The organism is Limnobacter olei (assembly GCF_029087225.1).
Taxonomy (GTDB): Bacteria; Pseudomonadota; Gammaproteobacteria; order Burkholderiales; family Burkholderiaceae_B; genus Limnobacter; species Limnobacter olei.
Genome location: NZ_JARFJD010000009.1, coordinates 48400 through 64209, shown reverse-complemented (window position 1 = coordinate 64209; position 15810 = coordinate 48400). Strand labels below are relative to the sequence as shown.

Annotated in this window: 7 protein-coding genes; 5 read left to right on the top strand and 2 right to left on the bottom strand. The window is 53.6% G+C overall.

Annotated features, from left to right (window positions below; all coding sequences use genetic code 11):
* The first annotated feature begins 73 nt into the window (after positions 1–73).
* The 5 genes from PY990_RS06490 to PY990_RS06470 are packed head-to-tail and all read left to right on the top strand — an operon-like array spanning position 74 to position 12040.
* The gene (locus PY990_RS06490) at positions 74–2059 is read left to right on the top strand and encodes a GlcG/HbpS family heme-binding protein (protein WP_275270927.1); all 1986 of its coding nucleotides are present in this window, start codon (positions 74–76) and stop codon (positions 2057–2059) included.
* A complete protein-coding gene (locus PY990_RS06485; RefSeq protein WP_275270926.1) occupies positions 2044–4305 on the top strand; it encodes an SH3 domain-containing protein in 2262 nt (753 codons plus the stop codon). Before PY990_RS06490 ends, PY990_RS06485 begins: the two co-directional genes overlap by 16 nt.
* Positions 4306–4321: 16 nt before the next feature.
* Positions 4322–8221 carry an LVIVD repeat-containing protein gene (locus PY990_RS06480; RefSeq protein WP_275270925.1) on the top strand — a complete coding sequence of 1300 codons (3900 nt, stop codon included), beginning with the start codon at positions 4322–4324 and terminating at the stop codon, positions 8219–8221.
* A 3-nt stretch (positions 8222–8224) separates the two neighbouring features.
* On the top strand, positions 8225–9574 hold the full coding sequence (locus PY990_RS06475; RefSeq protein ID WP_275270924.1) for a multiheme c-type cytochrome: 1350 nt from the start codon (positions 8225–8227) through the stop codon (positions 9572–9574).
* A 3-nt stretch (positions 9575–9577) separates the two neighbouring features.
* Positions 9578–12040: a cyclic nucleotide-binding domain-containing protein gene (locus PY990_RS06470; RefSeq protein WP_275270923.1), complete on the top strand. Its 2463-nt coding sequence runs from the start codon at positions 9578–9580 to the stop codon at positions 12038–12040.
* A gap of 30 nt (positions 12041–12070) precedes the next feature.
* On the opposite strand, the gene PY990_RS06465 is transcribed toward PY990_RS06470, so the two are convergent.
* On the bottom strand, positions 12071–14335 hold the full coding sequence (locus PY990_RS06465) for a CHASE2 domain-containing protein (protein WP_275270922.1): 2265 nt from the start codon (positions 14333–14335) through the stop codon (positions 12071–12073).
* Between the two features lie 13 nt (positions 14336–14348).
* Positions 14349–15806 carry a FecR family protein gene (locus PY990_RS06460; protein ID WP_275270921.1) on the bottom strand — a complete coding sequence of 486 codons (1458 nt, stop codon included), beginning with the start codon at positions 15804–15806 and terminating at the stop codon, positions 14349–14351.
* Between the last annotated feature and the right edge of the window lie 4 nt (positions 15807–15810).

The following is a 15810-nucleotide window of genomic DNA, read 5'->3' as shown; positions in this document are numbered from 1 at the left end:
AGACCAGCAGTGAACTGGGGGCTTGCAGGCAAGCAAGTCCATTGAAAAACAAAGATGAGCGAGTTAGAAGTCGATGCGCAAACGCACAGATGCAGTAACCGGCACATGTGCCGTAAAAGGCACAGCAGCACAATTAAAACGGATTGCCATGGGAGTGGCAGTTTGCCTTGCAACGCCATTCATCTTGGTGTCATGTGGTGGCGGGGGCGGCGGTGGAAGCTCGTCTGAACCCAATTTCAATGTTGAGCCTTTGGGCACGCAAAGCTTGTCCATCCCGGAGGTCAACGACATTGTGGCCCGCGCGGTACAGGCGTCGATTTCCCGAGGTGTGCAATCAACCATCGCAGTCACCGACCGTGTGGGCAATGTGTTGGCCGTTTATCGCATGACCAACTCCAGCCCATCCGTAATTATCACAAGTGGACTGAGTGGTGCCAATGGCAGGGGCCTGGACGGATTCACACCTGTACCCAGCGAATTGGCGGCCATTGCCAAAGCAATTACGGGAGCCTACCTGTCTTCAACCGGGAACGCATTCAGCACCCGCACAGCCAGCCAAATTGTCCAGGAATTTTTCCAACCAGGGGAAACAGGCCAGCCCAGCGGCCCACTGTACGGCGTGCAGTTCAGCCAACTTCCCTGCTCTGATCTGAATGTGTGGCTTTCCCAAAATGCGACTATTGGCCCAAAACGCTCACCGCTTGGTTTGTCTGCAGATCCAGGTGGCTTTCCGATCTATCAGGAAGGTCGGGTAGTGGGTGGTATCGGCGTGATTGCATCAACCGATGCGGGTACACAAGGCGTGTACGGGCTGGACCGTGACATTCTCACCAATGAAGTGGATCTTGAGGAAGAAATCGCATTTGCCGCCCTGCCAGAGGCTTTCCGTGCGCCCGCTCAAATTCGTGCAAATCGTATTACTGCAAACGGTCAAACTTTCCAGTTTTCCAACACCACACCCGCAGTGGCTGGCGTGGCGGCGCTGGCTGGAAATGGAAACTTCGTGGCAGTTACAGGCTACAAAACAGCTGCGGGTGTCATTGCTGGAACATCTTATGGCACCAGTCAATCCGGTTACGTAGCGACCACCGCCCCAGCCTTCAATGGCCTGAACACATTTACCCTGATTACCAACCCCGCTGACAACACCTCGGTGCGTTTCCCGCCGACGGCCGGAGCGAACCTGACGCAAGCCGAGGTGCAGAATATTCTGGTCGAGGGGATGAAGACTGCGAACCGCGCTCGTGCGCAAATCAGAAATCCTTTGGGTTCACCAGCGGAAGTCACCGTGTCTGTGGTTGATCTTGACGGAGATATTCTAGGCTTGGTTCGCTCGTCAGACGCACCGATATTTGGCACCGATGTATCGGTACAAAAAGCGCGCTCGGCACTTTCATTCAGTTCAGCAGAGGCATTGACTGACTTTACGGCAATTGATGCGGGTAACCATGCCGCATTTGCCAATGCAATGGACACGTTTTTTACCGGGCAGGCCAGCTCTCTGAATGGCAGCAAGGCTTTCTCGGCGCGCGCAATCGGCAACGTACACCGCCCTTACTTTCCAGACGGCGAGGTGGGTACGCCAAAAGGCCCACTTTCATCACCAATCTCTCAATGGAGCCCTTTCAACGTTGGCTTTCAATTGAACATTGTGACCAACAAGGTATTGGGTACGCTGACAGCGACCACGCGCGCAGCAAATCAGTTCTCACCCCCGGCCGCACTCACTTGTGTTGACGACGTGAATATTCCCGCAGGCCGACAAAGCCGCTTCGCCAATGGTATGCAGATTTTCCCGGGAGGTTTCCCGATTTACAAAGGCGACACATTGGTAGGTGCAATTGGTGTGTCCGGTGACGGCGTGGACCAAGACGACATGATTGGCTACCTGGGTGTGATCAACGGTGCAACCGCGGTGGGCAGTACCATGCGTCCATTCCCCTCCACCTTGCTGACTGCCAATGAATTGTCCAATTCAGGCGAATTTTTGAAGTATGTGCAGTGCCCACAAACTCCGTTCAACAACAGCAGTGAACAAAACGTATGCCCAGCACCATGAAGAAGAACAACAACATCATGCGTTTGAAACCACTGGCCATCGGGCTTATTTTGGCTGGCTTGCTGCCCGTGCCCGCAATTGCACAAATTCGGGCAGACATTCGCAGCGAAACAAAACCCAACCTTGTTGCCCAGGTGACAGAAACCGTTGAGAAAGTTACCCGGAAAGTGGCGGGCATTCCAGAAGTTGCGGAACTTGAAAACGCCGAACGCCCGCTGGTGTTGCTGCAAGTGTTTGACAATCGAAGCGTGGTGTACACAAAACCCAACAAGGAATCTCGCGCGATTGGCGAGTTTTTCAAGGGTCAGTTGGTCGATGCGTATGAAGAGAAAGACGGCTGGTACCGGGTTCGTATTCAGGACAGCCTCTTGGGTGGCTTCCTAGGCAGCACCGACGGCTGGGTGCAACAAGGCACCGGCCAGTACGGTGAACAATCGCTGGGCGTGTTTGCGCCCCGCGCATTTTCAGCCGATGTGCTGCAAGACAAAGCAGGCACTGGCATACGCCCTTCAAGTACTGCCACACCGGGCATAGTCCCCAATTCAATTCCACAAACACCACAGGTACAACGCGCCATTCCTGGCCGCGATACACCCATTGTGCCGCGTGACATTGCCATACCCGTGATCGACCCGAGCCAGGTGCCCCCACCTTTGCCCAACCTGCCACGCGAAACAGTAGCAGTGCCTGATCGCTGGCGAATTATGCAATCGCTGGGTTTCAAGTTTCCCCTGTTCGACCCCTACAACCAGAACGTGATCAAGGGCGACCTGCCTGTGTTGCAAAACACACTGGGCCCCGACTGGTTTTTTAACTTGGGTATTATTGCCGACACGCTGTATGAGCAACGCAACTTCCCGGTTCCTGTGCCGCCAGCTACATCCACCACTGGTGGGCAGGCCAATATTTTCGGTGATGGTGAGCAATCGATTTTTGCCCACAACCTGATCGTGAGTTTGTCGTTGACCAAAGGCAACACTACTTTCAAACCACCTGATTATGAATTCCGCTTGACCCCGGTGTTCAACTACACCGATGTGCGCGTCAATGAAGACCGCTTGCTGAAAATTGCCTCGTCTTCCGGCGATGTTCGCCGTGAAGGGTTTGTGGGTATCCAAGAAGCATTTGTGGATGTGCATCTTCGCAACGTGTCAGATCGCTACGATTTCGACAGCTTGCGCGTGGGTATTCAGCCATTCATCAGCGACTTCCGGGGCTTTCTGTTCCAAGACCTGCCCATGGGTATTCGCCTGTTTGGCAACCGCAACAACAACATTTACCAATACAACATCGGCTATTTCAGGCGGGTTGAAAAAGACACCAACAGTGGGCTGAATGATATTCGGCAAGACCTGCGCGACGATGATTTTTTCGTGGCCAACCTGTATCGGCAAGACTTTCCGTTTTTGGGTTTCACCAGTCAGGTTTCTTATATCCACAACCGCAACGATGAAGACGGTGAACGTTATTTTGATGCGAACGGATTTCTGGCGCGCCCTTCATCGCTTGGCGACCAAAAGCCGTTTGGCTACCATGTGGATTATTTTGGTTTCAGCGGTGATGGCCACTACGGCCGCATGAACATTACCACTTCAACCTACTACGCCACGGGTAAAACAGACAGGCACCCGCTTGCCCAGCGCGAGCAAGACATTGATGCATTCTTTCACGCCACAGAATTGTCGCGCGATTTTGACTGGTTCCGTTTGCGTGGCAGCTTCCTGTATGCGTCGGGCGACGAAGATCCTTTCGATGGAAAAGCCGAGGGCTTCGATGCCATATTCGAGAACCCCCAGTTTGCAGGGGCCGACACCAGCTTTTTCATCCGTCAGAATATTCCTTTAATTGGCGGTGGTGGTGTGGCTTTGTCGGGCCGAAACGGTGTGTTGCCCTCCTTGCGTTCAAGCAAAGAACAGGGGCAATCGAATTTCATCAACCCAGGCCTGTTGCTGCTGGGTATTGGTGCCGATATTGATGTATTGCCCGAGCTTCGTTTGGTGGCCAACGTCAACAAGCTTGAGTTCGACAACACCAATGTGTTGGGCACCTTGCGCCAGCAACGCCCACCTTCCACGGATTTGGGTATTGATGCGTCGGTGGGTTTTCAGTACCGGCCCTTCTTCTCGCAAAACATTGTGGTGAACGGGTCGTTTGCCAAACTGTTACCGGGCAAGGGCTACAAAGAATTGTTCCCGGAAGACAAAGACCCTTACTCGTTTTTGTTCAACGTGATTTTGAGTTTTTAAGGCAGGTTGTTTGTTGATGAATTTGAATAACGCCATTGCTCCTCCCACAAAGCCCGCCAGCAAAGATCGCTGGCAGGGCTGGCTGCTTGGCTTGGGTTTCGCGGTGGCGACTGTTTCCACATTGCTTATCAGCGATGTAGCCCATGCTGCCAGTGAAAAGCTGCCTGAAAAAAGCTATACCATGGCACCCCATGCGCCTGAACGGCAAACTGCGCAGGAGGCCTTTGCTAAAACCGAAGGCTGCATGAGCTGCCACACACAAACAGATGAACACACCATGCACGCCAACCCCGGTGTGGTGTTGGGTTGCACCGATTGCCATGGTGGTGACGCCACCGTGAAATGGAATGGCAAAGAGCAAAAGCAAGGCACGCTGGCCTATGACCACACCCGCGCCGCGCGTGAAAAAGGCTTTGCACCTGAATACCGGGCCGCACTGGACAAAGCGCACATTGCGCCACGAAACGAGAAGTTCTGGAACTACCCTTCGTCGGCCAACCCTAAGCGTTCGTACGCCAAGCTCAACAAAGAGCACCCTGCCTACATCCGCTTCGTCAACCCCGGCGACCTGCGTGTGGCACGCGAGGCCTGCGGTGCATGCCACTTGCCGATCATTCAGGCCCAAGAGCGCAGCTTGATGAGTACATCGGCGATGTTGTGGGGCGGGGCATCGTACAACAACGGAATTTTGCCTTACAAGCGCTACATTCTTGGCGAGGCTTACACGCAAGACGGAAAACCTGGTTTACTGAAAAACCCGGTGGAGGCCAACAATGAGCTGTTTGTTCACAAGGGTATTCTGAATGAACTGGCGCCCTTGCCCGCTTGGGAAACCGCGCCCCCTGGTGACATTTTCCGCGTGTTCGAACGTGGCGGCAAAGTGATCAACAGCATCTTTCCTGAAGTGGGTTTACCCAACGTTTTGGGTCAAATTCAGCGACTGGACGAACCGGGGCGGCCCGACATCAAGCAATCCAACCGAGGCCCTGGCACCGGCCAGCGTATTGCCGTGCCCTTGATCAACGTGACCAAGACTCGTTTGAACGATCCGCATCTTTGGTTCCTGGGCACCAATGAGCAACCAGGCGACTACCGTTCATCGGGTTGTACGGGCTGCCACACCATTTACACCAATGACCGTGACCCAAAACATGCAGGGCCCTATGCCAAGTTTGGTCATGATGGCACCACGCAAACAGTGGACCCGACCATTGCAAAAAATGAAAGTGGTCATCCGGTGAAGCATGAATTCACACGCGCCATTCCAAGCTCACAGTGCATGGTGTGCCACATGCACCAGCCCAACGTGTTTGTGAACAGCTATTACGGCTACATCATGTGGGACTACGAAAGCGACGCGCCGCACATGTGGCCAGAAAAGCAACGTTACCCCACCGATTCTGAAATGCGTGAAATTCTGGATCGCAACCCCGAAGAAGCCGCGGTGCGTGGCAAGTGGAGCGATCCTGAATTCCTCAAAAACGTTTCAACGCTCAACAGCAAACTGAAAGACACGCAATTTGCCGATTACCACGGCCACGGCTGGAACTTCCGTGCGGTTTTCAAGCGCAACCGCAAAGGTGCTTTGCTGGATGCGCAGGGCAATGTGGTTGCCGACGATGATCCCAAGAAATTCGACAAGGCCGTTCACCTGAGTTCGATTCACCTGGACATAGGGATGCACTGCGTTGACTGTCACTTTGCCCAAGACATGCACGGCAATGGTCACATTTATGGCGAAGTGGCTGCTGCAGTTGAAGTAGATTGTGCCGATTGCCATGGCACAGCCACCAAATACCCCACGCTGCGCACCAGCGGCCCAGCCTCACCACCTGGCGGCACCGACCTTACCCAACTGCGCACGCAAGACGGCCGCAAACGATTTGAATGGCGGGATGGAAAACTCTACCAGCGAGCTGCGCTTGACCCTAAAAAAGAATGGGAAATGAGTTTGGTCAAAGACAATATGAACCCGGCCCACCCACAGTACAACGCCAAAGCCGCACGCGCGAAACTGATGGGTGCCGGCGCGGAAGGTCAAGACGGCAAATGGGGCCCTGGCGTGAAGGAACTGGCGCACGACAACGACAAGATGACTTGCTTTACCTGCCACTTAAGCTGGACCACCAGCTGCGCGGGTTGCCACTTGCCCATTCAAGCCAACTGGAAAACCGAGCGCTTGCACTATGAAGGCGGGGAAACCCGAAACTACGCCACCTACAACCCGCAAGTGGCCCGCGATGACATGTTCCAGCTGGGCGTGCATGGCCCGGTGAAAGGCAATCGGATTGCGCCAATTCGCTCAAGTTCGGCCTTGATTCTTTCATCGATGAACGCGAACCGGGAGCGAATTTACATTCAGCAACCACCGATTGCTGCGAGTGGTTTTTCCTCGCAGGCCTTTGCGCCGCACTACCCTCACACCGAGCGCAAGGAAGAAACAAAAACCTGCAGCGATTGCCACTTGTCACGCGAGGATGACAACAACGCCATCATGGCGCAGCTGTTGTTACAAGGCACAAACTTTGTGAACTTCATTGGGTTCAATGCATGGCTAGGTGGCACGGAGCACATTGCAGCGGTTACCGTAACCGAATGGGATGAACCCCAGGCTGTGTTGGGTAGTTACCTGCACAAATACGCCTACCCGGACTATTATCAAAATCACCTGAACCGCAACCGCGAACTGGCCGACACTGTGGTGCCCGCGCTGATGGACCACACCACGCGCGGCGTGGCAAGCTGCATCCAGTTGCGCGGCGAGTATGTGTTTGTGGCAGAAGGAAAAGGCGGTTTCCGCGCCTATGACGCAGCCAGTGTGGCCAACAAAGGCTATGGGCAACGAGTGATCACTGCACCGTTCAGCCCGCTTGGTCACGACACCCATGTGGCTTCCAAAAATGCGACTTGCATGGCCTTGCCCACCAACCAGCCCATCAACCCCGAGAAAAACCAGGGCGACCTGATGCGCGTTACCAATATGGAACAGCCCTTCCACCCCATTTACAACTATGCATTCATCACCGACAGCGAAGAAGGCCTGATTGCAGTGAATGTGAACACGCTGGCAGACGGTGAACCCCGCAACAACTTCTTCGAACGTGCTGTAACCTGGAATGAGAATGGTGTGTTGAATGGCGCAAGCCACATCACCTTGGGCGGGCACTACGCTTACATCACCACGCCGAAGGGGCTGGTGTTTGTTGACATCAACAACCCGCTAAAGCCGCGCCACATTACCACCCTGCCCTTGCAGGACGCCCGAGCCACAGCAGTGCAATTCCGCTACCTGTTTGCCACCACAGCCAAAGGGCTGGAAGTGATCGACATTACCCACCCTGAGAAGCCCGAACACACCGGTGCTGTAGTGCCCATGGCGGATGCACAACGGGTTTATTTGGCACGCACCTACGCCTATGTGGCGGCTAAAAAACAGGGCTTGGTAATCGTAGACATTGAACGCCCGCGCAAGCCCGTGGTGTACCAACAATTTACTGCAGACGGGCAACTGAATGACGCGCATGATGTGGTGGTGGGCTCGACCAATGCATCCCTGTTTGCCTATGTGGCTGACGGTGTCAATGGTTTGAAAGTTTTGCAACTGACATCGCCTGACACGCAGCCGAAATTCTATGGCTTCTCGCCTGCACCCAAGCCTGAACTGATTGCATGGCGCAAAACGCCCAGCCCGGCTTTGTCGGTATCCAAAGGTTTGGACCGGGATCGCGCCGTGGATGAAACAGGCGGGCAAATTGCCGTGTTTGGTCGCATTGGATCACGCCCGTTCACCCGCAAGGAAATGGAGGCGTTTTACCTTCGCCCCGATGGCCGCTTGTGGACTGTGACCGACAAGGTTGAAAAAGAAAACTACCTGCCCAAGCCCAAAGTCAATTCAGTGGCTTTCAGAAAGGATTAAGCCATGAAAGCAAATGCCTTGAACCGATGCTTCAATTGCCTGTTGCTTGCGCTAGGCACAAGCTTGTTGCTGGCTGCGCCTACTGCTGGCATGGCCCAAACCATGCCGCACCAATCGCCCCATCAATCGGTGGGCACAGTGAACTGTGCCAGCAGCACCTGCCATGGCAGCATTGCTGAACGCACAGCAACTCCTGTTTTGCAAAATGAATACACCACCTGGCTGCGCGAAGACCCACACACCCAGGCCTATGCGGTGTTAAAGAATGCACAATCGCAACGCATTGCCAAAAACATGGGGCTTGCCCAACCAGCCCATGAAGCCAAAGTTTGCCTGGATTGCCACAGCCACAATGTACCGGCCTCCAAGCAAGGTACGCGCTTTGACAAAAGCGATGGTGTGAATTGCGAAGCCTGCCACGGCCCGGCGGAGAAATGGATTAAAACCCATGTGGAGCCCAAAGCCACCCATGCGAAAAACATTGAGAATGGCCTGTACCCCACCAGCGACCCTTATTCCGCTGCCAAGCTGTGTACCAGTTGCCATGTGGGCGATTCAAGCCGCCCGATTACCCATCAAATCATGGGCGCGGGCCACCCACGCATTTCCATTGAAGTGGAAACTTTCATGGCACTTGAACCACCGCACTACCGAATCGACGACGACTGGGTGAAACGCAAAGGCGCATATGACGCAGGAAAAATCTGGGCGATGGGGCAATTTGCAAGCAGCGCCAATTTGCTGGAATTGATCGCAGACACCAAGAGGAATCGCCAGGGCATCATGCCTGAACTCATGATGTTCGACTGCCATGCCTGCCACTCACCCATGAGCAAGAAAGACTGGTCCAAAGACCTGGCGCGCAGCCCAGGGCAAGCACGCATCAACAACTCCAGCCTCATCATGGTTCAGGCCATTGTTCGCGCAGCCGCACCGCAACACAGCAGCGACATTGCCAAACTGGTGAACCAGTTGCACATTGCAAGCACTTCACCAGCCGCCAACTTCGCTGAAGTTGAACGCGCCGCAAACATACTTCATGCGCAACTGAACACCGTGCGAAAAGTGGTGGCCACGGTTCCATTCAACGAGCAAGTGTTGGAGAAAATCCTGAAAGACCTGGTGAATATGGCAGCCAATAACCAATACGCTGATTTCGCCGGTGCGGAACAAGCCTACATGTCGATCAGCAGCGTGGCCAATGGCCTGGCCCGAAAAGGCAATTCGCGCATTGCGCAAACCGTGAATTCAAAAATGGGCCGTTTGCTGAAATTACTTAGCAATGACGAGGCCTACGACCGCGAAGCATTTCAATCCGAACTGCTGGCCCTGAAAGCCGCAGTGGGAGCGTAAATCATGCAAAATAATCTCACACCCATGTTTGCCGATGTACCTGCTGAACTGGATATCGCCATTGTAGGTTCAGGCCCCGCAGGTTTGTCGGCAGCGGCGCGAGCGCAGCAACTGGGTTGCAAGTACGTGCTGTTCGAATCAGAAAACCATGCATCGGACACAATTTACAAGTACCAAAAGGGTAAGCATGTGATGGCTGAGCCCGGCTTTCTGCCCCTTCGCAGTGGCATGTCATTTGAAGCCGGAAAGCGGGAAAATATTCTTGGCACCTGGGATTCTCAGCTGCTTAATCAAAAAATCAATATTCAATACAAGAAAACAGTCAGCAAGATCAGCAAACTCAATGATGGCGCTGGACCGTTCGAGCTGACCTGCGAGGACGGAACCACAACCACCGCCCGCACAGTGATTTTAGGGATTGGTCTACAAGGCAATATCCGAAAAATTGGAACTGCTGGTGACGACCTTCCCAATGTTCAATACACTCTGGCTGACCCAGACGAGTTCAGCAATGAAACCATCATTGTGATCGGTGCGGGTGATGCCGCCATTGAAAACGCTCTGGCCTTGATGAAGAACAACAAGGTGGTCCTGATCAACCGCAAAGATGAATTTGCCCGCTGTAAAGAAGGCAACCTGAACCAGATTCTTGCGGCAGACAGAAATGAAGATTTGCGTATCTTCTACAACACCAGCACAAGTGCAGTCGAGGAGATACCCGAGGCCAAAGAGGGAGAGCCCACACTCAACTACCGCTACAAAGGCCCCGAAGGTGAGCAGACCATGCCTGTGCACCGAATTATTGCCCGTTTGGGGGCGACACCGCCCCGTGGCCTTGTAGAGAGCTTCGGGGTGACATTCCCCAACAGTGATCCCAACGCAGTGCCTGCGCTTAGCGAAACTTATGAATCCAACGTGCCTGGCCTGTTCATTGTCGGTGCGCTGGGTGGATACCCTCTGATCAAGCAGGCCATGAACCAAGGCCATGAGGTGGTGGATTCCATCATGGGCTTGCCGGTGGTACCCGCTGACGAGCCACTGTTGGCTGAGAAGTTCAAACCCCTCGGTGATGTTTCTGTCTCGGCCGTGCTGGACATGATTCTGGAAAATGTTCCACTGTTCAACCAGATGACCCGCCTTCAACTGCGCGAATTCATGTTGGAATCAACGCTTCACCAACCCAAGAAAGGTTCAGTCATTTTCCACAAAGGTGACTACACCAGCACTTTCTTTGCCATCGTGCGGGGTGGTGTTGGCATTGAATTGGTGAACAAGGAAGGCAAGCCATTTATTCTTAACCTCGACAAAGGCAACTATTTTGGCGAGATGGGTTTGATCTCCGGGCGACGCCGCACAGCGACGGTTTATGCAGGTGAAAACTGCGTATTAATCGAAACGCCCCGCAAGGCCATGCTGAAGTTGATTGCTTCGGTGGATGCGGTGCGCCGAACAATCGATGAAACATTCGTGCGTCGCGCTCTGTCCACGCACCTTGCACCGCAGCTGGAGCCGCAGGAAATCGAGCAACTGATTGCGTCAGGCATCAGTGTGACCCGCTACGTGCGGGGTGAAAAACTGTTCAGTGAAGGCGATAAAACCGACGGCTTGCATTTGATTCGACGCGGATCTGTTGCAGTGTCCAAATTGATTGATGACCAAGACTCGGTGCTTTCCTATGTTTCCGCAGGCAGCTATGTTGGGGAAATAGACCTTGTGGATGGGACAGATCGACAAACCACATGCACAGCCACGGTATTGACTGAAGTGCTCTTGATTCAAGCCGATGCGGTCATCGATGTGTTGAGCAAAAACAGCAATTGGAAAAAGGCTCTTCAGGCCAAAATTGGCAAACGCGTTCACGACGCCATTTTCCGGGAAAGTACTGCAAAACGTGAAAGTGATTTGATTCACTTTCTGATGAAACAAGGTTTAGGCGATGCCACCAACGCCCTGGTTATTGATGAGAACCTGTGCGTGCACTGTGACAATTGTGAACGTGCCTGCGCAGAAACCCACGATGGAATACCCCGCCTGGATCGCGATGCTGGCCCTACTTTCCAGAATATTCACTTGGCGCATTCTTGCCGACATTGTGAACAGCCGCATTGCATGAAAGACTGCCCACCCGATGCCATTCGCCGCAATGAAAAAGGTGAAGTCATGATTGCAGATACCTGCATTGGTTGCGGTAACTGTGCCAAAAACTGCCCTTACAACGCGATTGAATTGCGCGTTAAACCGCCTCCCAGAAAAACCGGTTTGCTGTCTTGGCTGCTGTTCGGCGCGGGCGGTCCTCTGGGAGAACGCCCGGCGAAGTACGACGCCAACTCTATCAAGAAAGCATACAAGTGTGACTTGTGCCACGGCAAAGAAGGTGGACCAGCATGTGTCCGCGCCTGCCCAACGGGCGCGGCATTCCGTATTTCACCCGAGGTGTATTTGAACCAGCAAAACGAACTGATCTAAGCCAACCAAGTTGGGTTAAATCGGTTCGTTTTACTTCGTGTCGAACTGGGTTACGCCATCCCAGTTTTCAGGTGGGGAATTCAACTCAAAGTACTCAATACGGTTTTTGTAGAGGGCATGCAAAGTAGGATTCGTCACCACACTGCCCTGCAATCCAGTCAACCGTTCTCGCGCCGCCTGCCATTTCTGGGCACGAAACGCGGCCAAAAACTCATCCCATTGTTCCAACTGGCTCAAGCTTGCTTCAGGCAAAGTGGCGTGCTCGCCCACGGGTGCATAAATTGAAACAGGCTCGTTCTTGCCCTTCACCTTCACCGCATCCAGTTCTTGAAACACCATGCCGGGCACAGCCGCTTTGGTTTGTGGCCCTACAATTACGCCCACGCCATAAGTTTTGGTAATGCCTTCCAGTCGCGAACCCAAGTTCACAGCATCGCCCATCACGGTGTAAGCGCGACGAATTTTTGAGCCCATGTCGCCCACCCGCATTTGCCCGGTGTTCACACCCACACCAATGGCCAGGGTGGGCCAATTACGCGCCAAGAGCCGTTCATTCAAACGCACAGCTTCTTCCTGCATGGCAATGGCCGCTTTAGTGGCCAATTCAGCATGTTCAGCATCGGCAATGGGTGCCCCCCAAAAGGCCATGATGGCATCACCAATGTATTTATCCAGCGTGCCACGGTGGGAGCGAATAATCTCTGACATCACAGTGAGGTATTCATTGATGTACTCGCGCAGTTCATTGGGCTTGAGCGATTCTGAAATCGTTGTGAAACCTCGAACATCCGAAAACAACACGGTGAGTTCGCGGCTTTCACCTTCCATGGAATAGCGCTTGGGGTCCGCCGCCATTTCAGAGACCAATTCCGGCGCTACATACTCTCCGAACAAATCCACCATTTGCCGCTTGCTGCGCGATTCCGCCAAATATCCATAGGCCACATCGAACATGAATATGGCCAGCACCAGCAACAACACCACCGCCACCGGCAATACCAGGCCTGCCTGAAAATACAGCACGGAATTGATCGCCACGCTGGCCACCAACACCGCTAGCGCAACCAATAGCGACCAGGTGGCACTAAGAATCGGCATCATCACACTCAGCACGAAACCCACTGCCAACACCGTAATGAACAACAAACCCTGCGAATACTCCGGTCGAAGTTTGTAAATGCTGTCGAGCATGCCACTGATCACATTGGCATGCACTTCTACCCCCGGGTAGGCCGGGTTCACGGGTGTGCTTCGCAAATCGAGCAAGCCAGGCGCTGTAGTACCGACCAATACAATTCGACCTTCAATGTCTTCTGGCTTCAATACGCCCGCAAGTACATCGGCCGCTGACACATAGCGATAGCCGCCAGCATTCGGACCACCCTTGGCCCGGAAATGAACACGGGTCAACAAGCCACGTTCAACTGGAATGTCCAACTCAACTTCAGGAGACCTCAGTGCAATCAACTCCACTGCACCATAGTCATCGGGAACACCTTCAGGAAACACAGGTATCACCTGCGGATTACCCAAGGCCCGCCGCAGTGTGCCCAAAGCAAAACTTTGGTAATAAGCATCATTGAATTGAGCAAGCAGCGGAATGGAGCGAACGGTGCCGTCCTCATCCACAATCGGATTGAAATAGCCGCCCTCCGCATTTTTCTGCAACACGGGTATATTGCCGCCATAGCCCTGCCAGCTTGTACTGTCCAGGGCCAACTCACCCAACTGGCTTCTTTTGAACAACGCTGGCGGAAGCGCGCCAGACAACGCTGTTGGATCCTGATTCAGGTAATACCCCAACACCACTGGCCGGTCGGCCAGAACCTGGGCCAACTGTGCATCTCGATCGAACTGCGCTTTAATTCCGGTTCGCAACTCCTGAAGCTGACTACCCAGAGCAGGCTTGTTTTCGATGATGGTGTCCAATGCCAGAAGCGCATCACTTTGCTGAGGCTCGGCAAATACAATGTCGAAACCAACCGCAGCAGCACCCAACCGATCGGTTAGCTCCACAACCAGCTTGGCCACCACATCTCGAGACCATGGCCAACGCCCCACTTCGCTCAGGCTTTGTTCGTCAATATCGACAATCACAATGCGCGGATCAAGCTCGGGCAGTTGTGCTTCAGCCCGCAGCCGCACATCATAAACCAAGTAATCAAGACGTTTCACCACTTCGCTGGGGGCGAAGCCCAACACATGCAGCAAAGCCACTGCCGTGAACGAAAAACCCACACCGATGCGAAATGCTTTGCCCGCAATTTTTCGCCAAGACTTGATCAATTTGCTCATGCATCAACTACCATCAAGGCGCACACTGCGGTGCCGAGAATGGCGGGGCAGACAAGGTGATGTCTTGAACAATGACATCGGGCGGTGCAGTCAGCAATTGCGGAGGCAGGTTACTCAATGTTTGTACAAAGGCACCCTCACCCCGATTGACTTCAAGCGGAGCTTGATTGGAATTGGTAATCACGATGGTGCCGTCGTTCACTGCAACAAACAATTGAGAACCCTCATCTGAAGAACCACCACCCTGCGTCAATGACTGAACCGGCGTAGACGATAGGGTTTCAAAGTTTGCAGGCGTGGTTTCAGGTAGTGGGCCAGCATTGGGCACATTGCCCAGCACATTGGCCAATGAATTGATGACTTGAATATTCACGTTGCCCGCAGGAATCACCGCCGATTGCCCTGCATTGATCACTGAATTTAAATTGCCCGAAGTGACAATAATTTGCCCGTCACGAAGCTCAACCGTCAGGTTGGCTCCGCCCGAGCACACCACTAAGCCACCATTCACTGATGTACATGAGATATCAATTGCTGTGCCTCGAATACCCACCGTCGCAGTTTCAGTAAAAAACTTCACGTTGTTGGGTTCGGCTTTGGCAATGGCACCGGTTACCGCACGCACCGCCCCTTTGAGCAACTTGAACGAGGCCACTGAGGTTTGTGGTGAAGCGGGTGCGTATCGATAGGCTGCCACTTGCATGGAGCTGCCGCCTGGCAGAGTGAGGCGGGTGGAATCGGCCATACTGAGCACGGCAAACCCACCTTCCGACACATCGATGGTTTCTCCCGCAAATACAGCTGATCCTTTTTGCAAAGCGCGTCGCTTGCCCTCAACCGACACCGCAAATAATTCGCCAGTCAGTTGGGAAATACGCCCCGCCACATCAGCCGTGGAAGTATTTGTGGCGGTGGCTTTGTCAGACTCGCCCTTGGCCAGGCGAGCACATTCATTGCCTTTACAAATTCGGGCCGTGAAGTCAGTTCCCCGGATACCAATCGTGGCTGTTTCACTTTTCATTGAAAAAGCGTCTGCACTACCACGTTTGCCAATCAACCCAGTAAGTGTGCGCACCCCCCCTTTGACGAGTTTGAATTCGGCTTTGTCGGCTATGGGTTGCTCGGGTTGATATTCATAGTTTTCAACCACAAAGCGCGTATTTGGGCGCAATGCCACCTGCGTGGTGTCCACAAACTCCAGCACCGTGGTGCTTTTTGCCTGTGTGTTGATGACATCGCCCACATTCAACTTGGTGCCCGCACTGGCGAATTTATTCTTGCCCTCCGCAGTTTGTAAATTGACCAAGCCAGTCACTACTTTGATAGTACCCACCACCGGTTTGGCAGGCTGGCTGGCCGATTGTGCTCCCGCAGGAGCGGCAAGGTCTTTCGGTTGAATGTTTTGAGCCAACGCCATGTTGGTGTCAACAAAGCTCAAAGCGAGAAAACCCAAGGCCAATAGTTTGCGCATGTTG

Coding starts and splice junctions, on each gene's coding strand:
- PY990_RS06490 (WP_275270927.1), top strand. CDS start 74: ATGCGCAAACGCACAGATGCAGTAACCGGCACATGTGCCGTAAAAGGC.
- PY990_RS06485 (WP_275270926.1), top strand. CDS start 2,044: ATGCCCAGCACCATGAAGAAGAACAACAACATCATGCGTTTGAAACCA.
- PY990_RS06480 (WP_275270925.1), top strand. CDS start 4,322: ATGAATTTGAATAACGCCATTGCTCCTCCCACAAAGCCCGCCAGCAAA.
- PY990_RS06475 (WP_275270924.1), top strand. CDS start 8,225: ATGAAAGCAAATGCCTTGAACCGATGCTTCAATTGCCTGTTGCTTGCG.
- PY990_RS06470 (WP_275270923.1), top strand. CDS start 9,578: ATGCAAAATAATCTCACACCCATGTTTGCCGATGTACCTGCTGAACTG.
- PY990_RS06465 (WP_275270922.1), bottom strand. CDS start 14,335: ATGAGCAAATTGATCAAGTCTTGGCGAAAAATTGCGGGCAAAGCATTT.
- PY990_RS06460 (WP_275270921.1), bottom strand. CDS start 15,806: ATGCGCAAACTATTGGCCTTGGGTTTTCTCGCTTTGAGCTTTGTTGAC.